The organism is Streptomyces sp. SID13726 (genome assembly GCF_010548375.1).
In the GTDB taxonomy this organism is placed as follows: domain Bacteria; phylum Actinomycetota; class Actinomycetes; order Streptomycetales; family Streptomycetaceae; genus Streptomyces.
Map to the genome: position 1 here is coordinate 140,545 of NZ_JAAGLY010000015.1, position 22,318 is coordinate 162,862.

20 protein-coding genes are annotated in these 22,318 nt (G+C 72.8%); 9 read left to right on the forward strand and 11 right to left on the reverse strand.

Translation table 11 applies throughout. The features are described 5' to 3' along the window. Positions 1 to 16 precede the first annotated feature (16 nt). From G3I78_RS32155 to G3I78_RS32175, 5 genes are all read right to left on the reverse strand, one after another. The gene (locus G3I78_RS32155; RefSeq protein ID WP_164431058.1) at positions 17 to 589 is read right to left on the reverse strand and encodes a MarR family transcriptional regulator; all 573 of its coding nucleotides are present in this window, start codon (positions 587 to 589) and stop codon (positions 17 to 19) included. 26 nt (positions 590 to 615) lie between these two features. Next, complete coding sequence (locus tag G3I78_RS32160; protein WP_164431060.1) at positions 616 to 1,764, reverse strand: NAD(P)/FAD-dependent oxidoreductase; 1,149 nt, start codon at positions 1,762 to 1,764, stop codon at positions 616 to 618. Between the two features lie 142 nt (positions 1,765 to 1,906). Further along, positions 1,907 to 3,271: an FAD-dependent oxidoreductase gene (locus G3I78_RS32165; protein WP_164431062.1), complete on the reverse strand. Its 1,365-nt coding sequence runs from the start codon at positions 3,269 to 3,271 to the stop codon at positions 1,907 to 1,909. 144 nt (positions 3,272 to 3,415) lie between these two features. After that, positions 3,416 to 6,208, reverse strand: coding sequence for a SpoIIE family protein phosphatase/ATP-binding protein (locus G3I78_RS32170; RefSeq protein ID WP_239158172.1), 2,793 nt, complete (start codon positions 6,206 to 6,208; stop codon positions 3,416 to 3,418). 96 nt (positions 6,209 to 6,304) lie between these two features. After that, positions 6,305 to 8,851 carry a SpoIIE family protein phosphatase gene (locus G3I78_RS32175; RefSeq protein WP_164431064.1) on the reverse strand — a complete coding sequence of 849 codons (2,547 nt, stop codon included), beginning with the start codon at positions 8,849 to 8,851 and terminating at the stop codon, positions 6,305 to 6,307. A 187-nt stretch (positions 8,852 to 9,038) separates the two neighbouring features. On the opposite strand from G3I78_RS32175, the gene G3I78_RS32180 reads away from it, so the two are divergent. From G3I78_RS32180 to G3I78_RS32205, 6 genes are all read left to right on the forward strand, one after another. Continuing rightward, positions 9,039 to 9,683, forward strand: a complete 645-nt coding sequence (locus G3I78_RS32180; RefSeq protein ID WP_239158173.1) for a PAS domain-containing protein — start codon at positions 9,039 to 9,041, stop codon at positions 9,681 to 9,683. Positions 9,684 to 9,692: 9 nt separating this feature from the next. Beyond that, a complete protein-coding gene (locus tag G3I78_RS32185) occupies positions 9,693 to 10,868 on the forward strand; it encodes a DSD1 family PLP-dependent enzyme (protein ID WP_164431068.1) in 1,176 nt (391 codons plus the stop codon). Between the two features lie 241 nt (positions 10,869 to 11,109). Continuing rightward, entirely contained in the window at positions 11,110 to 12,912 is a 1,803-nt protein-coding gene (locus G3I78_RS32190; RefSeq protein ID WP_164431069.1) for an acyl-CoA dehydrogenase, read from the forward strand. 297 nt (positions 12,913 to 13,209) lie between these two features. Then, the gene (locus G3I78_RS32195; protein WP_164431070.1) at positions 13,210 to 14,637 is read left to right on the forward strand and encodes an alkaline phosphatase family protein; all 1,428 of its coding nucleotides are present in this window, start codon (positions 13,210 to 13,212) and stop codon (positions 14,635 to 14,637) included. A gap of 87 nt (positions 14,638 to 14,724) precedes the next feature. Further along, positions 14,725 to 15,087: a metalloregulator ArsR/SmtB family transcription factor gene (locus tag G3I78_RS32200; protein WP_164431252.1), complete on the forward strand. Its 363-nt coding sequence runs from the start codon at positions 14,725 to 14,727 to the stop codon at positions 15,085 to 15,087. Next, positions 15,080 to 15,718, forward strand: a complete 639-nt coding sequence (locus tag G3I78_RS32205) for an SRPBCC family protein (protein ID WP_164431071.1) — start codon at positions 15,080 to 15,082, stop codon at positions 15,716 to 15,718. The genes G3I78_RS32200 and G3I78_RS32205 overlap by 8 nt, the downstream gene beginning before the upstream one ends. Positions 15,719 to 15,721: 3 nt before the next feature. Here the strand turns inward: G3I78_RS32205 and G3I78_RS32210 are convergent, their stop codons facing one another. Further along, positions 15,722 to 16,333 (reverse strand): lipoprotein, encoded by a 612-nt coding sequence (locus G3I78_RS32210; protein WP_164431072.1) that lies wholly within the window; start codon positions 16,331 to 16,333, stop codon positions 15,722 to 15,724. 76 nt (positions 16,334 to 16,409) lie between these two features. Here G3I78_RS32210 and G3I78_RS32215 point away from each other — a divergent pair, with 76 nt between their 5' ends. Together G3I78_RS32215 and G3I78_RS32220 are read left to right on the forward strand one after the other, a co-directional pair. After that, positions 16,410 to 17,204 carry a maleylpyruvate isomerase family mycothiol-dependent enzyme gene (locus tag G3I78_RS32215; protein ID WP_164431073.1) on the forward strand — a complete coding sequence of 265 codons (795 nt, stop codon included), beginning with the start codon at positions 16,410 to 16,412 and terminating at the stop codon, positions 17,202 to 17,204. Positions 17,205 to 17,332: 128 nt separating this feature from the next. Continuing rightward, positions 17,333 to 17,920, forward strand: a complete 588-nt coding sequence (locus tag G3I78_RS32220) for a hypothetical protein (protein ID WP_164431074.1) — start codon at positions 17,333 to 17,335, stop codon at positions 17,918 to 17,920. Positions 17,921 to 17,940: 20 nt separating this feature from the next. Here the strand turns inward: G3I78_RS32220 and G3I78_RS32225 are convergent, their stop codons facing one another. Further along, entirely contained in the window at positions 17,941 to 18,504 is a 564-nt protein-coding gene (locus tag G3I78_RS32225) for a hemerythrin domain-containing protein (RefSeq protein ID WP_164431075.1), read from the reverse strand. A 152-nt stretch (positions 18,505 to 18,656) separates the two neighbouring features. Between G3I78_RS32225 and G3I78_RS32230 the strand changes: the two genes are divergently transcribed. Further along, entirely contained in the window at positions 18,657 to 19,847 is a 1,191-nt protein-coding gene (locus tag G3I78_RS32230; protein ID WP_343243902.1) for an amidohydrolase, read from the forward strand. A 12-nt stretch (positions 19,848 to 19,859) separates the two neighbouring features. Here G3I78_RS32230 and G3I78_RS32235 read toward each other — a convergent pair whose 3' ends face one another. The 4 genes from G3I78_RS32235 to G3I78_RS32250 form a co-directional block, all read right to left on the reverse strand. After that, positions 19,860 to 20,585: a metallophosphoesterase gene (locus tag G3I78_RS32235; RefSeq protein WP_164431076.1), complete on the reverse strand. Its 726-nt coding sequence runs from the start codon at positions 20,583 to 20,585 to the stop codon at positions 19,860 to 19,862. Then, on the reverse strand, positions 20,582 to 20,833 hold the full coding sequence (locus tag G3I78_RS32240) for a BON domain-containing protein (RefSeq protein WP_164431078.1): 252 nt from the start codon (positions 20,831 to 20,833) through the stop codon (positions 20,582 to 20,584). The genes G3I78_RS32235 and G3I78_RS32240 overlap by 4 nt, the downstream gene beginning before the upstream one ends. Next, on the reverse strand, positions 20,830 to 21,534 hold the full coding sequence (locus tag G3I78_RS32245; protein ID WP_164431080.1) for a nucleotidyltransferase family protein: 705 nt from the start codon (positions 21,532 to 21,534) through the stop codon (positions 20,830 to 20,832). Before G3I78_RS32245 ends, G3I78_RS32240 begins: the two co-directional genes overlap by 4 nt. A 173-nt stretch (positions 21,535 to 21,707) precedes the next feature. Then, complete coding sequence (locus G3I78_RS32250) at positions 21,708 to 22,277, reverse strand: 3'-5' exonuclease (RefSeq protein ID WP_164431082.1); 570 nt, start codon at positions 22,275 to 22,277, stop codon at positions 21,708 to 21,710. Between the last annotated feature and the right edge of the window lie 41 nt (positions 22,278 to 22,318).

Genomic DNA, 22,318 nt, shown 5'->3' on the forward strand with positions numbered 1-22,318 from the left:
AACCGCCCGGCCGGACTCAGGCCTTGGGCCGCCGTCCGCTGCGCCGAGGAGCCGGCTCGGCCCCGTCCAGCAACTGGCGGCGGCGGTCCTCGCCGTGCTCCTCCACCTGGAGCACGACCTGCCGCAGCCCCTCCGCGAGCGAGCGGCACTCGGTGTCGCTGAGGCCGGCCGTCACGAAGGCCTCCTCCTCGTTGAACGCCGGGAACACCCGCCGCATCAACTCCTCGCCCTCGTCGGTCAGGCGCAGCAGCACCAGCCGCCCGTCGGTGGGATGCCCGGACCGGGCGAGCAGCCCGCGCGACTCCAGGGTGCGGGCCACGCCGGTGAGCGTGCCCTTGGAGATCCCGGCCTCCTCCGCCACGTGCCGGGTCTCCGACTCGCCCCATACCCAGACCACCCACAGCACGACGAACGCCGTCCAGGTCAGGTCCGAGCCGCGCAGCACGGAGTTCTCCAGATGCTGGCGCACCGCGGAGGCGGCCCGGTAGATGTTGGCCACGGCCGCCATCTGCTCCCGGCGGATCGGGAAGCCGCCGAGCTTCTCGGCCGCGAGCTTCTCGGCTTCGGTGATGGAACGGTGGCCGGGCACGGGCGGCTCCTTCGTCTCGTTCGGACTCAAATTGTACGAAGCGGAAAGACCGGCGTGTCCCACTCCAGCAGCCGGGCCAGTTCCTCGTCCGAGGGCCGGGCGGCGCCGGAGGGGGTGTGGGTGCCGCGGGAGATGTTGCCGCTGACCGTGGTGTTGTGCTCCACGCGCGGGCGGCGGATCTCCTCGTAGAGGGCGAGCGCCGCGTCGGTGTCCGGAGCGTCCCGCAGGGACTTGGCGAGGACGACGGCGTCCTCCAGAGCCATCGACGCGCCCTGACCGGTCGCGGGCGAGGCGGCGTGGGCCGCGTCGCCGACGAGCAGGGTCCGCCCCGCGCGCCAGGGCGTGCCGGTGGGGATCTCGGTGGCGTTGGTGACCATCAGGTCGTCGCCGGTGGCCTCGACGATGTCCGCGGCCGGGGTGGAGTCCTCGCGCAGCAGCGGCAGCAGCCGCGCGCGCCAGGCGCCGGGCGTGCCCTGCGCCAACTCCTCGGTGGACAGCGGATCGCCGGTGACCCGGGCGAACCAGTAGGTCTCCCCGTCGGGAGACACCGAGTAGCCGAAGGCGGCCCTGCTGCCGCGGACCATGGTGATGCACGCGTCCGTGCCGGGCGCGGTCGCGGCGCGTGTGTAGCCGTAGAAGACGTACTGGCCGGAGTAGGACGGCTCGGTTCCGGGCGACAGCGACCGGCGTACGGCGGAGTTCAGGCCGTCGGCGCCGATCAGCAGGTCGCCGGTCGCGCTGCTGCCGTCGGTGAAGTGCGCGGTGACGGAGTCCGGGCCGTCCTCCACGGAGGCGAGCCGGGCGCCGTGCCGGACGGCGATGCCCCGGCGCCCGGCCTCCGCCTGGAGCGCGGAGCTGAGCTCGCCGCGGCGCAGGCACCGGTAGTGCAGGAGCGGGTCGCCGACCTCGCCCATCGGGGCGTGCGCCACCTCGCCGCCGGTGTGGTCCACGAGCCGCAGCGAGGTCAGCGGGAAGCCGATCGCCGTGACCGCCGACGAGGCGTCCACCTGGGCGAGGGCGCGCATGCCGTTGCTCGCCAGGGTGAGGAACGCGCCGATGTCCTCCGCCGAGTCCGGATGGGCCTCGTGCACGGTGGCCTCGAAACCCGCCTTGTGCAGTGCCAGAGCCGTCGCCGTACCGGCGATGCCGCCGCCGATGACCAGTACGCGTGCCACACTCTCCCCGTTCGTCCCGCGTCGGCCCGTACGGTCGTACGGACATGGGGGCAACGACCGGACGGCGGCGGGGGTTCCGTGCACAGCGCGACGCCGGCCGCGCGTGTCCGGGGACAGCGGCACGACCGGCGTCGCGGGTGGATCAGGCGCCGCTCGCGCGGAGCATGTCCTCACGCTCGACGAGCTTCACGCGCTCGCGGCCCTGGGGCTCGCCCAGCGCCTTCTCGGCGGCGTCCAGCCGGTACCAGCCCTCCCAGGTGGTGAAGCGGACGTTCCGCTCGGTGAGGAACGCGTCCACGGCCTCCGGCTCGGGCGAACCCGGCGTCTGAAGGCGGCCGTTGGCGTGGTCGTCCAGCAGGTTGGACACCGTCTCGTTGGCGTCGCCCTTGGTGTGGCCGATGAGACCCACCGGGCCGCGCCGGATCCAGCCGGTGACGTACGTCGACCGGAGGTGCTCGCCGCTCTCCTGCATCACCCGGCCGCCCGCGTCCGGGACCGTGCCCGAGTCGATGTCCCAGGGCAGCTTGGGCAGCTTGTCGGAGAGGTAGCCGACCGCGCGGTAGACCCCGGTGACGTCCCAGTCCTTGAACTCGCCGGTGCCCTTGACGTTGCCGGTGCCGTCGAGGGCGGTGCGCTCGGTGCGCAGGCCCACGACCCTGCCGTCCTCGCCGAGGATCTCGGTGGGCGACTCGAAGAAGTGCAGGAACAGCTTGTGCGGGCGGTCGCCGGTGTCGCGGATCGCCCAGTTCTCCAGGGTCTTGGCGACCATGTCGGCCTGCTTGTTGCCGCGCCGGGTCTCGATCGAGCCCGCGTCGTAGTCGATGTCCTCGGGGTCGACGATGACCTCGATGTTGGGGGAGTGGTCCAGCTCCCGCAGCTCCATCGGGGAGAACTTCGCCTGCGCCGGGCCGCGGCGGCCGAAGACGTGGACCTCCAGCGCCTTGTTGGCCTTCAGGCCCTCGTGGACGTTCGGCGGGATCTCCGTGGGCAGCAGCTCGTCGGCCGTCTTGGCCAGGATGCGCGCCACGTCCAGGGCGACGTTGCCGACGCCGAGCACCGCGACCTTCTCGGCCTCCAGCGGCCAGGTGCGCGGCACGTCCGGGTGGCCGTCGTACCAGGAGACGAAGTCCGCGGCACCGTAGGAGCCTTCGAGCTCCACGCCCGGGATGCGCAGCTCGCGGTCGGCCGTCGCGCCGGTGGAGAAGATCACGGCGTCGTAGAACGCGCGCAGGTCGTCGAGGCTGATGTCGGTCGGGTAGTCGACGTTGCCGAACAGCCGGATCTGCGGCTTGTCGAGCACCTGGTGCAGGGCCGTGATGATGCCCTTGATCCGGGGGTGGTCCGGAGCCACGCCGTAACGGATCAGTCCGAACGGGGCCGGCATCCGCTCGAAGAGATCGATGGAGACACCGGGTTCGGCGGCCACATCGGACTTGAGCAGCGCGTCGGCGGCGTAGATCCCGGCGGGGCCGGCTCCGACGATGGCTACCCGCAGGGGGCGGGGCATGATCAGGTTCCCTTCGAGCGACGACAGATCAACTCGGGGGAAGCCTAAGCTAAGGCAAGCCTAAGTCGGTACGCGGGTCCGATCTATGGGCTCATAAGATCACCTTATGAGCGTTGAATGTCCTGAATCAGCCCTCGATGTGGCTCAGGGCAGCGGTTGTTCGGCCCAGATGACCTTGCCCGCCGGGGTGTACCGGGTGCCCCAGCGCTCGCTGAGCTGCGCGACGAGGAACAGTCCGCGCCCGCCCTCGTCGGTCATCGCCGCGTACCGCAGATGCGGCGAGGTGCTGCTGCTGTCGAAGACCTCGCAGATCAGGGTGCGGTCGTACAGCATGCGCACATGGATCGGGTCGCCGCCGTAGCGGATCGCGTTGGTGACGAGCTCGCTCAGGATCAGCTCCGTCGTGAACGCGAGGTCGTCCAGGTCCCAGCGGGCCAGCTGCCGGGTCACCGAGGCCCGGACGTCCTTGACGGCGGCCGGGTCCGCGGGCACCTGCCACTCGGCGATCCGGTCGGCGGGGAGCGCCCGGGTGCGGGCCACGATCAGCGCGATGTCGTCGGCAGCCCGGGACGGCGGACGGGCGTCGAGAACGGCCCGGCAGGTCTCCTCCGGCGAGGGACCGGCCTGCTCCAGGGCCGTGCGCAGCAGTTCGAGGCCGACGTCGATGTCGCGTTCCCGGTCCTCCACGAGCCCGTCCGTGTACAGGACCAGACGGCTGCCCTCGGCCAGCTCCAGATCGGCCGTCTCGAACGGCAGGCCGCCGAGGCCGAGCGGGGGACCGGCGGGCACCTCGGGGTACTCGACCCGGCCGTCGGGGTGGATCAGTGCGGGCGGCGGATGTCCGGCCCGGGCGATGGTGCAGCGCCGCGACACCGGGTCGTAGACCGCGTACAGACAGGTCGCGCCGGTGACCGGCGAGTCGCCGCTCTCCTCCGCCTCGTCCTGGTCGATGCGCGCGACCAACTCGTCCAGCAGGGCGAGCAGTTCGTCGGGCGGCAGGTCCAGGGCGGAGAAGTTGTGCACCGCGGTGCGCAGCCGGCCCATCGTGGCCGCCGCGTGCAGTCCGTGTCCCACCACGTCGCCGACCACCAGCGCGACCCGCGCCCCGGACAGCGGCAGCACGTCGAACCAGTCGCCGCCCACCCCGGCCTGCGCCGGCAGGTACTGGTAGGCGATGTCCAGGGCGTCCTGCTCGGGCAGGTTGCGCGGCAGCAGACTGCGCTGGAGCGTGACCGCCATGGTGTGCTCGCGGGTGTAGCGGCGGGCGTTGTCGATGGAGACCGCGGCCCGGGTGACCAGCTCCTCGGCGAGGGCCACCTCCTCGGAGTCGAACGGCTTCGGCTTCTCCGAGCGCCAGAAGCTGACGGTGCCGAGGACGAGGTTGCCGGCCCTGAGAGGGACGGCGATCAGCGAGTGGATGCCGTACGCCAGGACCTGCGCGGAGCGCTCCAGGTCCTGCGCCCGCCAGCCCGTGGCCTCGGCGAGGCGCGACTCCAGGACGGCCCGGCCGCCGCCGATGCTGCGGGCCTGGGGCGCGGAGTCGACCAGGCGGATCTGCTCGCCGACCTGGTACAGCGGGGCGTCCTTGCGGATCCCGCTGAGCGCGGTGCGGCGCAGCACGGTCGCCGACTCGGGCTGTCCGCCGCTGAGGACGGCGTCGAACAGGTCGACGGTGGCGAAGTCCGCGAACCGCGGCACGGCCAGCTCCGCCAGCTCCTCGGCGGTCCGGGTCACGTCCAGGCTCGTCCCGATGCCCACCGTGGCGTCGTACAGCATGTCGAGGCGCTCACGGGCCGCCTCGGCCCGCCCGGACAGGGCCCGCAGCTCGGTGGAGTCGCGCAGGGTGGCGACGCTGCCCGGCGGGCCGCCCTGGATGTCGGTGGGGCGCTGGTTGACCGCCAGGAGCCGGTCCTTGACCCGGTGCACCTCGTCGGTGGCGACCCGCCCAGAGGCCAGCAGCCCGGCGGTGTCGGTGGGCAGCGAGAGGTCCAGGACGTGCCGGCCCTCGGCGTCGGCGGGCAGGTCGAGCAGGCGGTGCGCCTCGTCGTTGGCGAGCAGCAGCCGACCCTCGCCGCCGACGATCAGGACGCCCTCGCGCACCGCGTGCAGCACCGCGTCGTGGTGCTCGTACATGCGGGTCATCTCGTGCGGGCCGAGGCCGTGCGTCTGGCGCAGCAGCCGTCTGCTGACCAGGGCCGTGCCGGCCATGGCCAGGACGAGCGCGACGGCGGCGGCGAGCAGGAGCAGCGGCAGCTGCTGGTCGGCGGTGCCGCCCACGCTGTCCGTCGTGATGCCGGCCGAGACCAGGCCGACGACCTTCCCGTCGTCCGCCTTGATCGGCACGACCGCCTGCACGAGCGGTCCGATGGTCCCGGTGATGTCCTCCGTGACGACCCGTCCGGCCAGCGCGGGCGCGATGTCCCCGACGAACTTCTTGCCGATGCGGTCCGTCTTGGGATGCGTGTAGCGGATGCCGTCGGTGTTCATGACGACGATGAAGTCCACCTTCGTCGCCTTGCGGGCCGCCTCCGCGCGCGGCTGGAGCACCGCCGAGGGGTCGGCGCTGTCCAGGGCCTCGCGGGTGCCGGGGGCGTTGGCGAAGGACTCGGCCACCGCGACCGAGCGGTTGCGGGCCTCGATCGTGCTGTCGTGCCGCACCTGGAGCACCAGCGCCACCACCGCGGCCACGACCAGCAGCAGGACGATCACGACCTGGAGGACGAACACCTGCCCGGCCACACTGCGCCCGCCGAGCGCCGCCCGCAGGGCTCCCGGACCGCGCTCGGGCCTGCTTCCGTTCCGCTCCGACCGCGTCGGCGAACTGCCCCGCGCCGGGCTCTGGTGCGGATCGGGAGCGCGGTCGGAGGCGTGCGGGGGGTGCGGACCGTCGGGGCGACGGGCCGGCCCGCCCCCGGAGCGGCCCAGGAGTCGGACCATGTGCCCATGTCTACACTGCCGCGCCCCAGGAGGCGAGGGGCGTCACAGGGTGTGACAGAACGGCGACACAGCCGCCCCGGCGCCCGCCCGGACCACTCAGTGCGCGCCGGACGCCGGGGCCGCGCGCCGGGTCGCGAGCAGCAGCGCGATGTCGTCGGGGCGGTCCAGGGAGTGCCGGGCGATCGCCGTGAGCCGGTCCGCCACTGCGGCCAGGAACCGTCCACCCGGCCGGGCGGCGGGAGCACCGGCCTTCGCGAGGGCCACCCGCAGCGCGGTGATGCCCTCGTCGATGTCGCCGCCGGGCCGCTCCACCAGACCGTCCGTGTACAGCGCCAGGACCGCGCCGGGCTCCATCCGGAGCTCGGTGACCGGATAGCGGGCCCGCGCGTCTACGCCGAGCACGACCCCGCCGGGCAGGTCCAGGACCCGGGTGCGGCCGTCGGGGCTGCGCAGCAGCGGGGGCGGATGACCGGCGCGGGCCGCCCTGGCGACGCCGGTCGCGGGATCGAGCCGGATGTAGCAGCAGCTCGCGAACAGACCGGGATCGAGGTCGATGAGGAGATGGTTGGTGCTGCTCATGACCTCGTCCGGCGGCCGGTCGCCGAGCGCGAACGCCCTGACCGCGCTGCGCAGCTGGCCCATGGTCGCCGCCGCCTGCACCCCGTGTCCCTGGACGTCCCCGATGACCAGGGCCAGCCCGTCGCCGGACTCGACGACGTCGTACCAGTCACCACCGACGTCCATCCCCGCGGTGCCCGGCAGATAGCGCCCGGCGGTCTCCAGCTGCGGGTGCGCGGACAGCCGGCGGGGGAGCAGCGCCTGCTGGAGGCCCCGGGCGAGCGCGGTCTCCGACTCGTAGCGCTGCGCCTTCTCCATGGCGTGGGCGATCAGTCCGGCCAGCGCGGTGAGCACCGTGCGCTCCTCGGTGCTGAAGCTGCGCGGCCGGTCGAAACCGAGGATGCAGGAGCCCACCGGCCGCCCGGAGGCGATGAGAGGCAGGAACGTCCGGGCGCCCTCGGTCGCGTCCAGCGGGATGCCCGGATAGGCGGCCGTCAGCTCCTGCATCGAGTCGAAGAACAGCGGCCGGCCACTGGTGAGCGTCTCCACACCGGGCAGGTGCGCGTCCAGCCCCACGCCGTCGAAGGGCGTCAGGAAGCCCTTGGGGAAGCCGGTCTCCCACTCCAGGTACAGATGCCGGTCCTGGAGGAGATAGATCGCCAGCCGGCGGCCCCCGAAGGCGGGCAGCAGCTCCCGCATCACCACGGCGGACACCTGCCGGGCGGTGACCGCCTCGCTCAGGGCGATGGCGAGCGCGATCGGCCGGTACAGCGGCGCCAGCGCGCTCGGCCCCGGCTCGGCGCCCGCCTGTCCCGCGGGACTGTCCGCCACCCGGCTCGCGGGCCGGACCGTGCAGGTCATCCGGTCCGGGCCCGGGTACACGGACAGGGCGAGCCAGTCACCTTCGTACGACTGCCGCGCGGGCTCTGTCGTAGCCTGCTCCGCGTCCGACGGCGCCCCGGAGTCCCCGCCGGGCTCGGGAGGCCGTACGAGATGGAAGTGGACCGGGTCCGGGGCCAGCAGGGCCGCCCGCAGATGGTCCTCGAAGTCGGGGCGGCCCAGCCACGGCACCGCCTCCCACAGGTCCCGGCCGACCAGCTCGGCGCGGGAGCGGCCCAGGAGGTGCGCAGCACGCGGATTCGCGTAGACGACGTGGCCCAGGCGGTCCAGGCAGAACACCCCGTCCGGCAGCAGATCGGCCGCCGAGTCCGCCGTGGAGACGGGTCCCGGAGCGACGACGACGCCCCGGACGGCGGGCGCGGCGGGCGGGTCGTAGGCGTTCCACAGGTCCAGCAGCCGCAGCTCGCCGTCCCCGGAGCGCAGGTAGAGCGGCAGGGCCGGGGGTCTGCCCGCGGCCGTGTCCCGGAAGGTGGCCAGGATGCGGTGGGTCTCCGTGGGGGCGACGGCGTCCGCGAACGCCTCGACGGTGCCCGGGAACTCCGTCGGCGGCAGGCCCAGCAGGGTGTGCAGGTCCTCGTCCAGGGTGAGGTCGGCCGCCTTGGGGTCCCAGGCGAAGCGCCCGGTGCGGCCCATGGAGACGGACGAGGTGGGCGGGCGCAGGCACAGCGGCTCGCCGTCCCACGCGACCGGCGCCGCCTCGTCCTCGTCGGCCAGGGCGGACAGCGTCGCTCCCAGCTCCTGGGCCAGCCGCACCACGCGGTCGCGGTCGGAGAGCACCTCGGCGGCGTCCGCGACGGCCGGGCGCAGGACGGTCAGCACCCCGAAGGTCGTCGACCCGGAGGTGACCGGCACGTAGAGCGAGCCGAACTGGAACGGCAGCCCGGCCGCGAACTGGGGGTAGCGGCGCATGGTCTCGGTGGCGTTCGGCAGCACCACCTGGACGCCGAGCCGGTAGGCGTCCGCGACGGGGAAGGGCCGGTCCGCGTGCAGCCGCCACCAGGGGCGGAAGAGCTGTCCCGGCAGCCCCGACAGCACGGCGAGCAGAACCAGTCCGGGCGTGCGGGAGCGCAGATAGACCCCTCCGGCGTGGCCGCCGGCCGCACTGATCGCCTCCGTGGAAGCGTCGATCAACAGCGCCGCCAGCCGCCCGGCCGTCGGGTGTGCGTCCTCGACGGTCCCAGTCATCGGCCCTACCTCGTCCGTGCGCCGTCCCGCGGGCGACACAGCAAGAATGCGCCACCGGGCCACCGGCCCGCACCCGGGCGGCCCATATGTATACCGCGACCGGTGTGCTGGACAACCCGTCGAACCGCCACTTAGTCTGAATATCCAGTGCTGGACAATAAGTCCAGACAGATCGGAGGGCGGGACGTTGACCGGGCAAGGCGCCGTCGACGATGCGGACGAGCACCTCATCGCGGAGGCGGAGAAGATCGCGGTCGCGCTGGGCCGGATGTTCCCGGGGCTGTGCGAGGTGGTGCTGCACGACCTGCGGGATCCGCGGCACGCCGTCCGGGCGATCGAGAACAACCTCTCCGGACGGCAGGTGGGGGACTCCGCGACCGAACTGGGCCTGGCCCGCATCGCCGACCCCCGCTACCCGAGCGTCGTCCAGAACTACCCCAACCGCTTCCCCGACGGCCGCCCCGCCAAGAGCACGTCCATCGGCATCAGGAACTCCGCCGGCGAGTACGTCGCGGCCCTCTGCCTCAACCTCGACGTGTCGGTCCTCTCGCCCGTGACCCTCGCGCTGGCGAACCTTGTGGCCACCGACACCGAGCACCCCGAGCAGCCCCTGGAGACGCTGCGGGACCGTACCGTGCGCGAACTGCGCCAGGCGGTAGAGGAGTCCGCCGCCGAGCGCGCCACCACCCCGCGCTCGCTCAGCCGCGAGGACAAGAAGGCACTCGTACGACAGCTCCACCAGGACGGCTGGTTCGACTCGCGCGACGCCGCCCGGACCATCGCGGACCTGCTCGGCGTCTCCCGGGCGACGGTCTACAACTACACGAAGTGAAGGCCCCCCATGACCGCACCGGCCGCGCACACCGTCACGCACACCCTGGCCGACCCCGACACCCCGTTCGCCGTCGTCGACGTCGACCGGGTGAAGCGGAACATCCGGCGGCTGGCGGACCGGGCCGACCGGCTCGGCGTCACCCTGCGCCCCCATGTGAAGACGGCCAAGAGCCTCGACGTCGCCGCCCTCCTGCACGACGGCGACGAAGCGCCCGGTCCGGTCACCGTCTCCACGCTGGCCGAGGCCGAGGCGTTCGCCGACGGCGGCTGGACCGACATCACCTACGCTGTCGGCATCGACCCCCACAAACTCCCGCGCGTCGTCGCCCTGCTGCGGCGCGGAGTCACCCTGCGCGTCCTGCTGGACAGCGCGGAGCAGGCCGAGTCCGTCGCCCGGGCCGCCCGCGAGGCCGGACTTCCGGTGCCGGCCCAGATCGAGGTCGACTGCGACGGACACCGCGGCGGCCTCAGGCCCGACGACCCGGCACTGCCCGCCGTCGGACGCGTCCTGCACGCGGCGGGCTGCCTGGACGGCGTGCTGACCCACGCGGGCGAGTCCTACTTCGCCCACTCCGAGGAGGACCGGCGCCTGGCCGCGGAGAACGAACGCGACAGTGCCGTCGCCGCGGCGGAGCGGCTGCGCGCGGCCGGCCTGCCCGTGGCCACCGTCAGCGTCGGCTCGACCCCGACCGCCCACGCCGCCGAGGACCTCACCGGCGTCACCGAACTGCGCGCCGGCAACTACGTCTTCTTCGACCTGGTGATGGCCGGCCTCGGCGTTTGCCGCGTGGAGGACCTCGCCCTGTCGGTCGTCGTCACCGTCATCGGCCACCGCCCCCAGTACGGATGGATCCTCACCGACGGCGGCTGGATGGCCATGTCCCGCGACCGCGGCACCGCCGCCCAGGCGCAGGACCAGGGCTACGGCCTGGTCGCCGGCCTCGACGGCAGCCTCGTCCCGGGGCTGGTCATGACGGGCGCCAGCCAGGAACACGGCACCCTCACCGCCCGGGACGGCGCCCGGCTGCCCGACCTGCCGGTCGGCACCCGGCTGCGCGTGCTGCCCAACCACGCCTGCGCCACCGCGGCCCAGCACCACGGCTACCACGTCGTGGACGGCTCCCGGCCGGCGACCGGCGCGCCCGAGGTCCGGGGTTTCTGGAGCCGCGTCAGCGGCTGGTGACCGACCGGTGCGCCCTGCGGCGTGTTCCGTGAGGGGAAGGGCGACACGCCCAACCGAGGTAACCGAAGTGGCCCATTCGTGGTGGCGTAGAGTGCCGCCTGCGAGGGGAATCACCCTTGTGTGGATTGCGCCTTGTGGTATTAGAGAGGCCGTTTAACGGGTAACTACCACGCCTTGAGGCAGTTCAATCGTGGTGATGATCATGATGTGATCAGGGTGTCGCCCAGGCTACGTTGCCGCTGTGATCACCTCTCAACTCCCCGTGACGTCACGGCCGCTGACCGAGACCGCCGCACTTCGACACCTGCTCTTCGGCTCCCAGGCTGAGATCCATGAGCCGTGGCGCCGCCTGTTCAGCTCCGACACGTTCGCCTATCGCGAGGGGCTGACCCACCAGGAACGCACGGAGCTCTCCTATCAACGCCTCCGCACGGTCAACGAAGCCGTCCCCGATCCCCAGGCGCTGGCGCGCGACCCCGTCGCGCTCGGCGCCCTGCACGAATGGGCCGGGGTGGTGGACGCCGGCATGACGACCATCGCCAGCATCCACTACAACCTGTTCCTCGGCAGCCTGCTCGAACACGACCACGGGGACCGGGACCTCGGCCCCTGGCTGCGCATGGAACGCCTCGGCACCTTCCTGTGCACCGAGCAGGCGCACGGCAACGACGCGCCCCAGCTGGAGACCACCGCGACCCTCGACCGGGCCGCGGGGGAGTTCGTGCTCAGCACCCCGTCGCCCGGGGCGCGCAAATGGATGCCCAACACGTCCGTGGCCGGCGGCCCCAAGGACGCCCTGGTGGCCGCCCGCCTGGTGATCGACGGCGCGGACCACGGCGTCTTCCTCTTCCTCACCCCGCTCACCGACGCGAGCGGACGCCATCTGCCCGGCGTGCACGTGGAGTCGCTGCCCCAGACGGCCAGCAGCCCCGTCGACCACTGCGCCACCTCCTTCGACGCGGTCCGGCTGCCGCTGACCGCCCTGCTCCAGGGCGAACACGGCCGGCTGACGTCCGGGGGCGAACTCGTCTCCTGCCTCGGCAGCCCCCGCAAGAGGTTCCTGCGCTCCATCGGCCGGGTCACCATGGGCAAACTCTGCATGAGCGCCTACAGCCTCGGCGTCACCCGGCACGCCATGACCGTCGCCGTGCGCCACGCCCATCAGCGGGTCACCTCGGGCATGACCAGCGGCCAGCGCGTCCCGCTGTTCACGCACCGCACCCACCACGCCCCCCTGGTCGAGGCGCTGGCCACGACCTACGCCGCCACTCTGCTCCAGCGCGGTGTCGTACGCCGCTGGGCGGAGGCCACGGAGGGCGAACGCGAGGACGCCGAGCGGCTGGTGGCCATCGCCAAGGGCTGGATCACCTGGCAGGCCCGCGCGGTGATGACCGAGTGCCGTGAACGCTGCGGCGCACAGGGCCTGTTGCTGTCCAACGGCATCGCCGGCCAGCTCGCCGCCAACGAGGGCACCATCACCGCCGAGGGCGACAACACCGTCATCTGGGTCAAGGCGGCGGGGGAGATGCTGATGGGCGGCTTCACCCCGAGGCCCCCGAGCGAGGTGCCGCCCGCCACCCGCTCCCTGCGCGACCCGGTGCATCTGCACGACCTCCTCGCGGACCTGGAGCGCATCCGGCACCAGCGGGCCAGGATCCGGCTGCGCGCCCGGCGGGTCGGCTCGCCCCTGGAGCGCTGGAACGGCGCCTCCGGCTCGGCGCTGTCCCTCGTCGACGCCCATGTCCACCGGCTGGCCGCACAGGAACTCCTCGCCGCCGCCGGACTCGCCACCGACCCGCAGGCCCGGCTCCTCCTGCTCGACCTGCACACCCTGTTCGCGCTGCGCTACGTGGCCGCGCACAGCGGTGAACTGCTGGCGCACGAAAGGCTGACCGCCGAGCAGGTCCGCGAGCTTCCGGAAGCACTGGAGGCCGCCGTCGGCGCCCTGGTCCCGCACGCCCTGACCCTCACCGAGGCCTTCGCCGTGCCCGAGGAACTGACGGCCCGCCACCCGATGCTGCGTTCCGCGGTGGTACCCGCCTGAGCGTCCACGCCACGGCCTGACCGATCAGCCGGTCCGAGGGCCGCCGGTTCCCCCGCCGGCCCTCATGCCCTTTCGCAAACAGTCCCCATCCCTCGCCCAACGCGAGGCAACCACCGGGCAACGTCCCCTTCCCGCAGGTCATGGCTTGGCCAAGTCCTGAGTACACGTTGGCCGCATGTTCATCACGTGCCCCTGACGCCCTGTGCCGGGCCGGGCGGAGAGTGATCGGCGGTCCGTGCCCCACCCCGGGCCGACCGCCACCGAGAAGAGCTCTCTCCAGCTCAAGAAGGGGCAATCATGGCTGAGTTGACCCGTCGTAGACTCCTGGGCTCCGCCGCCGGCGCGCTGGGCGGTGCCGCGGCCCTCTCCCTCCTCCCGCCGAGCGTCCAGAAGGCCGTCGCCGCCGAACCTCCCCGGCACAGCTCGCTCGACGACATCGAGCACGTCGTCATGCTGATGCAGGAGAACCGGTCCTTCGACCACTACTTCGGCACCCTGTCCGGCGTCCGCGGCTTCGCCGACCCGCACGCGCTGCGCCTGAAGAACGGCCGGCCGGTCTTCTACCAGCCCGACGCCGAGAACCCCAAGGGCTATCTGCTGCCCTTCCACCTCGACACGCACACGTCGAGCGCCCAGGCGATCCCGTCCACCTCGCACGCCTGGTCCGTGCAGCACGAGGCGTGGAACGGCGGCCGGATGGATCAGTGGCTGCCGGCCCACCGCAAGGCCGACGGCGTCAACGGCCCCTACGTGATGGGCTACTACACCCGCGAGGACATCCCCTTCCAGTTCGCCCTCGCCGAGACCTTCACCATCTGCGACCACTACTTCTGCTCGGTCTTCGGCCCGACCTGGCCGAACCGCCTGATGTGGATGACCGGCAGCATCGACCCGGCCGGCACCCACGGCGGCCCCATCACGAGCAACGTCGCGCCGACGCCGTACCGCTGGACGACGTACGCCGAAAGGCTCCAGGCGGCCGGGGTCAGCTGGAAGGTCTACCAGCAGGACGACGACTACGGCTGCAACATGCTGGAGCAGTTCGCCGCCTTCAAGAACGCCCAGCCCGGCTCCGACCTGTACGAGCGAGGCGTACGGCCGCAGCCCGAGGGGACGTTCGAGGACGACGCGCGCAACGACCGCCTCCCGGCGGTGAGCTGGATCATGCCGACCAGCTTCCAGTCGGAGCACCCGGACTACCTCCCGGCGGCCGGTGCCGACTTCGTGGCCTCGAAGATCGAGGCGATCGCGTCGAACCCGAAGGTGTGGCGCAAGACCGCATTCATCCTCAACTACGACGAGAACGACGGCCTGTTCGACCACGTGGCCCCGCCGACCCCGCCCGCCGGCACCAAGGACGAGTTCATCCAGGGCCTGCCCATCGGCGGCGGCTTCCGGGTCCCGGCGATCATCATCTCGCCCTGGACCGTGGGCGGTTGGGTGGCCTCCGAGTCCTTCGACCACACCTCGGCGCTGCGGTTCCTGGAGCGCTTCACCGGGGTGGCCGAGCCGAACGTCACCGACTGGCGGCGCGAGACGTTCGGCGACCTCACCTCCGCCTTCCGCTTCTCGCACGCCACCCGCCGGCCGCCCCGGCTGCCCGAGGACACGGCGGAGCAGCTCGCCAAGGCCAAGGAGGAGGTGGCGACCCTCCCGAAGCCCACGCTCCCGGGAGCCGACCAGAGCTTCCCGCGCCAGGAGCGGGGTCACCGCCCGCACGTGTGACACGGCATCATCGGCCGGGGCCGCGGATCTCTCCGCGGCCCCGGCTTTCTTCTTAAGCCTTGGCTTATATAAGTGGTGGGTGGCATAGTGGGGTCCGTGCACGCGTTCGACGTTCTCGGGGATCCGGTCAGGCGCCGGATATTGGAGCTGCTCGCCACGGGCGAGCAGGCGTCGGGCGAGGTCAGTGCCGTGATCCGGGACGAGTTCGGGATCTCCCAGCCGGCCGTCTCCCAGCATCTGAAGGTGCTGCGGGACAGCGGGTTCGCCTCCGTGCGCGCGGACGGCAACCGGCGGCTCTACGCCGTCGAGGCGGCCCCGCTCAGGGAGGTGGACGCCTGGCTGGAGCGCTTCCGCGGTTTCTGGGACCAGCGGCTCGACGCGCTCGGAACAGAGCTCGCGCGCGGACGGCGCGAGCGCAGGCTGCAAGGAGAGGTGAGCGAGAATGAGTGAGATCGCCGACGAGATCAACCGGATGCACCGGCGGGTCGGCACCCGACAGGTGGACTCCGGCGAGGCCCGGACGGTCCTGCTGCGCCGCACGTACGACGCCGAGGCCGCCGACGTGTGGGACGCGGTGACCTCCCCCGAGCGGATCGCCCGCTGGTTCATGCCGGTCAGCGGCGAACTCAAGGTCGGCGGCCGCTACCAGCTGGAGGGCAACGCCGGCGGCGAGATCCTCGAATGCGTCGAGCCCGAGCGGCTCAGGGTGAGCTGGCTGTACGGACCCGACCCCGGCTTCAGCGAGGTCGAGGTGCGCCTCACGCCGGAGGACGGCGAGCGGACCGTCCTCGAACTCGAGCACGTGGCCGTCGTACCGGACGACTTCTGGGACCAGTTCGGGCCCGGGGCCGTAGGAGTCGGCTGGGACCTCGGGCTGTACGGGCTCGCGCTGCACCTCGCGGGCGGCGGGCTCAGCAAGGAGGAGGCCGCGACCTGGCACACCACGCCCGAGGGCAGCGAGTTCATCACCGGCTCGGGCCGGGGCTGGGGCGAGGCGTACGCCGCCTCCGGCGCGGACGAGGAGACGGCGAAGCGGACGGCCGCGGCGACCGTCGCGTTCTACACGGGCACCGAGGCCTGACGGTCAGGCCGTGCGCAGGGTGCGCCTGGCGAGCTCGTACGCCGGGAGCATCTCCTCGTGCTCCTCGGTGTCGAGCCCGCCGAGGTGCAGGACCACCGGCCCGTCGGCGGTGACGACGGCGAAGGCGCTCTCCTTCTTCGTCTCGTCCAGCAGCTCGCTGGTGAAGAGGTATTCCACCCGCACACCGGAGAGCGCGCCGGACGTGAAGGTGGAGTACCGCTCCTCGCTCGCGCCCTCCTCGCCCGCGACGAAACCTTCCAGGACGGACCGGGCGTCACCGCCACCGGACTCGCCCGCCCACACGCGCAGGAAGCCGATGCTGCCCGCCGGCTTGGCGTCGATCTCGCACACCAGGCTGACCGGCCCCTGCCGCAGAGGCGCCTGGACCGCCTCCGGCTTCCAGCCCTTCGCCATGTCGAACGTGACGGGCAGTTCGCACGCCGAACCGGCGGCACCGATCGAGCCGCCGGAGCGCACAGTCGTGCCGGCGCTGGCCGAGGGGCGCGCGGACGTCTCGGACTCCCCGACCGCGGCCTCCGAACAACCCGTCAGCACACCCGCCAGCAAAGCCGCGTGGGCCAACCTGTGCCCCGCGCTCCCCGCCCTGACCAGCATGGCGTGTCCCCCTCTATTCAGTAGTGGTTCCGGAGGGAGTCAGGTTAGGTGGCGGGGATGACGAATCGTGCAGCGAATGGGGGAAGCGTTGTCGACCTTCGACGACTACTGCGAGGCGATCGTCGCCCAGACCGATCTGCTCGCCCGCCACATCAAGGGCGCGGACCCGACCGCGGCCGTGCCCACCTGCCCCGGCTGGGACCTCGGCAGGCTGCTGCGGCACGTGGGCGCCGACCACCGCTGGGCGGAGGAGATCGTCCGGACCAGGGCCACCGGACCCACCGCCGACACCTCCGTCGACGACCCGGCCGCCCACAGCGATGTCGACGACTCCGCGCTCGGCGGCTGGCTCGCCGAAGGCGCCGCCCGACTCTCCGGCACCCTGCGCGCGGCCGGCCCCGACGTACCGGTGTGGACCCCCGCCGACGAGCAACTGGTCGAGCAGACCACCCGGTTCTGGGCCCGCCGCATGACGTACGAGACCCTGCTGCACCGCGCCGACGCGGCCCTGGTGACCGGCGCGGAGTTCACGGTCGAGGCGAGCCTCGCGGTGGACGCCGTGGAGGAGTGGCTGGAGTTCTCGACCGTCACCGAAGCCTACGAACCCCTGCCGGGCACACCGGACCTGCTCGGCCCCGGGCACACGCTCCGCTTCGACGCGGGCCCGGCGGGGGAGTGGCTGCTCGACCTCACCGGGCGGCGGCCGATCTGGCGGCGCGGGTCGGGCGAGGCCGCGGTGAGCGTGCGCGGGCCGGTGACCGACCTGCTCCTCTTCCTCTACGCCCGTCCCGCACCCGGAGTCGTCACACGAGGGGACGCTGCGCTGCTGGACCTGTGGCTCGGGCGCACCCGGTTCTGGCTGGAGCTGTAGGCGGGGGAAGGGGCGGGTGTGGCCGAAACCACGTGAACGGGGCGGTCGGAGCCATGTCATCCCTCCGGGTCCCCGGGCTACGGTTTCGGACAGTCCCCTCCTCCACCAGCAGCTCGGGCGGCCCGGCAGTGCAAGCAGATCTCTCCCCGGTCATCGCGGCGACCGCCCACTGGCTGACCTGCGCCTACCCGCCCTCGGGCGGCGCGCTGGCCGCCGCTCTGTGCGAGGTGCAGGCCCGCCAGGCCGTGACGGTCGCCGCCTGGCTGCGCTATCCGACGGAGATGGACGTCGCCCTGGTCGGCATGGCAGGACCAGGCGGCGCCGCCCGGCTGGACCGGGTGACCGGGGCGGACGACACCGGGCACCGGGTCACCGGCGCGGAAGACACCGGGCACTGGGTCACCGGCACGGAAGCCACCGGCCACCGGGACCCCGAGGAGCACGCCTGGCGCAGCTGGGTGGACGAGGTCGTCGCCAGCTGGGCGGCCTGTCTGCTCGCCGACCCGGCACTGGCCGAACTTGCGGTGGCCGAGGTCGCCCTGGGCGAACACACGAGGGGCACCCCCGCGGCGTTCCGCCGTCTGCTCGCCCCGGACCCGACGGACCAGGGCGCCGCGGCCCTGCTCCGCCATCCCGACCTCCTCGAACCCGTGGCCGGACTGCACCGGGGCGCACTGCTCGACCGGCTGGGGTCGGACGAGGCGCTCATCGCCTGACGTACGCCCCTCGGGGAGCGTCAGGCGTGCTTGCCCCGACCCGACAGCGCGTCGCGCAACCGGTCCACCATCCCCGCGCCCGGAGCCAGCAGCTTGTTCGCCGGGGGAGTGTCCGGGGCCGACGGGTGCGGGCGGGTCGGCGCCGTCTTCTTGGCCATGCGCACCTTGTCGCCCAGCTCGTCGAGTTCCTTCTCCGAGCACGCGGCACGCAGTTGCGGGAAGAGGTTCTGCTCCTCGTCGGCGATGTGCGAACGGACCTCGGTCATCAACTCGCCGATGAGCCGGTCGAACCCGGGATCGTCCGGCTCGCAGCCCTCCAGGTCCTTCATCAGCCGCTCGGCCGTGGAGTGGTCCTCGATCTCCCGGTCCGCCATGGTGTTCCCGTTGACCAGGTACTCCCGCACCGCCGGGTAGAGATACTCCTCCTCGGCGACCGAGTGGCGCACCAGCTCGATGGTGGCCTGGTCGGCGAAGAGCTTGCGGTCCTTCTCGCCGGACGGCAGCGCCTCGATCCTCCCGAACAGCTCCTCGACCTCCCGGTGATCGGTCACCAGCTCGTCGATGACGTTTCCTCCATGTCCCATGTCCTTCACCTCCGCACCCCGAGTGCCCTGGGCCGCCTTCCCTACGCCCGGTCACAGGACCGTCGACAGGCACGGCGCCCGTGGTGTTAAGGACGGCCCCTCGATGGAACCCGGACCAGGACACCGGCGTACGACGCCCCCGGGAGGACGATGTGACCGACGCCGTGGACGAGGTGCTCGCGCGGGTGCGCGGGGAAGTGGCCGCCCGCGGGCAGCGGCTGTGGGACATGGCGCGGATGCTGCACTCCGACCCGGAGTACGCCTTCGAGGAGCACCGGGCGGCGGCCCTGCTGTGCGGCGAACTCGAATGGGCGGGCTTCGAGGTGCGCCGGGACGTGGCGGGACTGCCCACCGCCTTCACCGCACGGTCCGGCACCAGGACCCGCCCCGCGGTGGCCCTGCTGCTGGAGTACGACGCCCTCCCGGGCCTCGGCCACGCGTGCGGCCACAATCTGATCGCCGCCGCGGGACTCGGCGCCGCCCTGGCCGCCCGCGCCGTGCTCGACCGGGACGCGGGCACCGTGTGGGCCGTCGGCACCCCGGCCGAGGAAGGCGGCGGAGGCAAGGTCGCCGAGACCGACGCCGGGGTCTTCGACGACATCGACGCGGCCCTCATGTTCCATCCCGGGGTGCACAGCTGGCAGTGGGCGCCGCTGACCGCGCAGGCCCAGTACCGGGTCGGCTTCCACGGCCGCGCCGCCCACCCGACCGGGAACCCCACCGAGGGCATCGACGCCCTCGCCGCCCTGGTCCAGCTGTTCAACACCCTGGCCGTGGTGGGGCGCAGGCTGCCCGAGGGCTCCCATGTGCAGGGCATCGTCACCGACGGCGGCAGGGCGACCAACATCGTCCCCGAGTACGCGGAGGGGCTCTTCGGCCTGCGCGCGGTGACCACGGCCGCGCTGGAGGACCTGGCGGGAGAACTGCTCACCTGCGCCCAGGGAGTGGCCAGGGCGACCGGCACGACGGTCACCGTGGAACAGGCCACGCCCCGCTACGAGCACTTCCGTGACAGCGCCGCGCTGTCCGCCCGCTTCGCCCGGCACCTCGCGGCGACGGGCATCGCCATGACACCGCCCGAACCAGGCGTCTACCTGGGCTCTTCCGACGTCGGCAACGTCAGCGGGCGGGTGCCCGCCATCCACCCCTTCGTGGCGATCATGGCGGACGACGGCTCCGACCACACACCGGAGTTCGCCGTCGCGGCCGGCTCCGAGCGCGGCCGTCAGGTGATGCTGGCCGCCGCAGAGGCATTGGCCCGCACGGCGGTGGAGGTCCTGCTGCGGCCCGAGCTGCGGGACGAGGCGTGGGACGCCCACGACCGAGCGGCGGTGCGCGGGTGAGCACCGCTCGGTTCAGTCCGCGTGCAGGTGGTAGACGTTGAACGCCCGCCGGATCACCGGCTGGGCCACGTTGCGCACCCGCACCCCGCCGGCCGTCATGCCGTGCTCCGTGCCCGCGTGCGCGTGTCCGTGCACGCTCAGGTCGGCTCCGGCCGTGTCGATCGCCTCGGCCAGCAGATAGCTGCCGAGGAACGGATAGATCTCCGGCGGCTCACCGGCCAGGGTGTCGGCGACGGGGGAGAAGTGCGTCAGCGCCACCCGGACCGCGCAGTCCTGCCGGTCCAGTTCCTCGAGCGCGGTGCGCAGCCCGTCCGCGCAGCGCCGTGAGTATCGTACGAACTCCTTCATCAGCGGCTCGCCGAACTCCCCGGCACTGCGGCCCACGAACCCGCCGCCGAACCCCTTCGTCCCGGCGACCCCCACCCGGGTCCCGCCGCACTCCAGGACCGTCCCCTCGCCCTCCAGCACCCGTACGCCCGCGTCCTCCAGGAGCGCGGCGACCTTCCCGGGCTGCTCGTCGTGGTGGTCGTGGTTGCCGAGGACCGCCACGACGGGCACCGCGAGGCCCCGCAGTTCCTGGGCGACGACCCGGGCCTCCTCCGGGGTGCCGTGCCGGGTGAGGTCCCCGGCCAGCAGGAGCAGGTCCGCGCAGTCGGGCAGGGTGTCGAAGGCGGGCCGCAGCAGGCCCTGGCTCTCCGGGCCCATGTGGATGTCCCCCACGGCGGCGACGCGGATCACGGCAGCTCCTCCGCCCCGTCGGGCGTGGCGTTCTCCGCCACCACCACGTCCGTGTGCACGGCGAGTCCGGCCAGCTCCTCACGGACGGTCCGCAGCACCGTCTCCCGGCACTGCGCGGACGGCACCGTGCCGGTGACCACGACCGCGTCCGCCCGCACCTCGGCGCGGACTCCCAGCTCGCCCAGTTCCTCAGCGGCCAGCCGGTCACGGAGGTGGGCGACGCGGTACTCGACGTTCTCCTCGCTCATGACGGCCCCTCCGGAGTCCCCGGCGTATCCGACGCGCCCGGCGTCCTCGGCCCGATGACCTCCAGCCGCTCCAGGAAGTAGAAGAACGCGTCCGGCATCGGAGCGTCCCCGCAACCCCGGCGTACGGCGTCCCAGTCGACCTTCTCGCGCAGCGACCTGGCGATCGGCAGCACCGCCCCGAAGTCGCAGTGGTGCTCGGAGAACGCCGACAGCAGGCTGTGCAGCAGATCCGTGGGGGACAGCACCGGCATGAACACCGAGTCCACCGACAGCTCCTCGGCTCGCGCGAGCAACTCCACGGTGACCGGCTGGTGCGCCAGCTCGAAGATCAGGTCGACCTGCTGGCCCAGACAGTCGGCCTTCAGCAGCCAGTCCTCCGGAGGCGTACGGACGGTGAGGCCCGCCTCGCGCAGGGTCTCGGCCACGGCCCCGGCGTCCTCGGGAAGGACGGCGAAATCGACGTCGTGCTGGAGATTCTGGGCACCGCCGTGCGCGTACACGGCGACACTGCCCGTGAGCGCGAACGGGTGCTCCGCCCGCTTCAGGATCGCGCCGACCTGCTTGGCCGCCTCCAGGATCGCCTGGTTGCGGTCGACGGGGAGTGCCGGGGCGCGCGCGTCGGGAGCGGTGTCCCCCGTCGCCAGTCGCAGACCGGCGACGCCCCCGTGGCGGTCGACGCCGTCGTCGGCGTGCTGCGTCATCGCTGCCCCCTTCCTGGCCGACCCGCACCGCGGGGGCCGTGACGGTGCGCGCCGAGTACCCGGGGGGCCGGATTCGACACGGGCGGGGGTTGGGCGGGCCGGCAGGAGGGGGTGGGGGCTGTCACCGGGGGCATGGCAGCCGTGAGGCGGGCCCAGCCGGCGACCGGTGACCGTCAGGCGTCCGGCCACTCCCCCCGCCCCACCAGCCCGAGCACCAGCGCGGCGATGTTCCACGCGTCGTCCACCCCGCGGTGATGCCGTCCTTCGAGCGGCAGCCCGGCGATCTCCAGAGCCTGCGCCATTCCGGGGCGCTTGCGCAGGCCGTTGGCCTCGGTGAACACGGCCTTGGCGTTGTGGTGCCTGCGGCCGAAGGGGTACGGCGTCCTCGTCGCCCCGCACTGCCGGGTGAACTGGTGACGGTCGTAGTCGCCCCAACTCGCCCACGGCCGGGCCCCGGACGCGTGCTCGGCCGCCAGCAACCGGCACGCCTCCCCGAACGGCAGTCCCCGGTCGGCCTCGTCCTGGGTGATACCGGTCAACTCGGTGCAGAACGCGCTGACGTCGGAGCGCACGGGCCGCACCAGGACCCGGTGCCGGGCGAGCCGCACACCGGCCGACAGGTCGACGACGGCCAGCCCGATCTCGATGATCTCGCTGACCGAGCCCGGCGGAGGGGAGCCCGGCCAGCACGTGGCTTCCACGTCCACGACGTTCAGGAGGTGCTCGGTACCCGTGCTGTTCATGAAGCGAACCGTAAGAGCGCAGATGTGTGCGAGTCATCTCG

What these genes read in the sequence shown, in the direction of transcription:
- G3I78_RS32175 (WP_164431064.1), bottom strand. Translation starts at nt 8,851, where the DNA reads ATGACTGGGACCGTCGAGGACGCACACCCGACGGCCGGGCGGCTGGCG.
- G3I78_RS32225 (WP_164431075.1), bottom strand. Translation starts at nt 18,504, where the DNA reads ATGGGACATGGAGGAAACGTCATCGACGAGCTGGTGACCGATCACCGG.
- G3I78_RS32250 (WP_164431082.1), bottom strand. Translation starts at nt 22,277, where the DNA reads ATGAACAGCACGGGTACCGAGCACCTCCTGAACGTCGTGGACGTGGAA.
- G3I78_RS32210 (WP_164431072.1), bottom strand. Translation starts at nt 16,333, where the DNA reads ATGCTGGTCAGGGCGGGGAGCGCGGGGCACAGGTTGGCCCACGCGGCT.
- G3I78_RS32215 (WP_164431073.1), top strand. Translation starts at nt 16,410, where the DNA reads ATGGGGGAAGCGTTGTCGACCTTCGACGACTACTGCGAGGCGATCGTC.
- G3I78_RS32165 (WP_164431062.1), bottom strand. Translation starts at nt 3,271, where the DNA reads ATGCCCCGCCCCCTGCGGGTAGCCATCGTCGGAGCCGGCCCCGCCGGG.
- G3I78_RS32170 (WP_239158172.1), bottom strand. Translation starts at nt 6,208, where the DNA reads ATGGTCCGACTCCTGGGCCGCTCCGGGGGCGGGCCGGCCCGTCGCCCC.
- G3I78_RS32185 (WP_164431068.1), top strand. Translation starts at nt 9,693, where the DNA reads ATGACCGCACCGGCCGCGCACACCGTCACGCACACCCTGGCCGACCCC.
- G3I78_RS32245 (WP_164431080.1), bottom strand. Translation starts at nt 21,534, where the DNA reads ATGACGCAGCACGCCGACGACGGCGTCGACCGCCACGGGGGCGTCGCC.
- G3I78_RS32240 (WP_164431078.1), bottom strand. Translation starts at nt 20,833, where the DNA reads ATGAGCGAGGAGAACGTCGAGTACCGCGTCGCCCACCTCCGTGACCGG.
- G3I78_RS32195 (WP_164431070.1), top strand. Translation starts at nt 13,210, where the DNA reads ATGGCTGAGTTGACCCGTCGTAGACTCCTGGGCTCCGCCGCCGGCGCG.
- G3I78_RS32205 (WP_164431071.1), top strand. Translation starts at nt 15,080, where the DNA reads ATGAGTGAGATCGCCGACGAGATCAACCGGATGCACCGGCGGGTCGGC.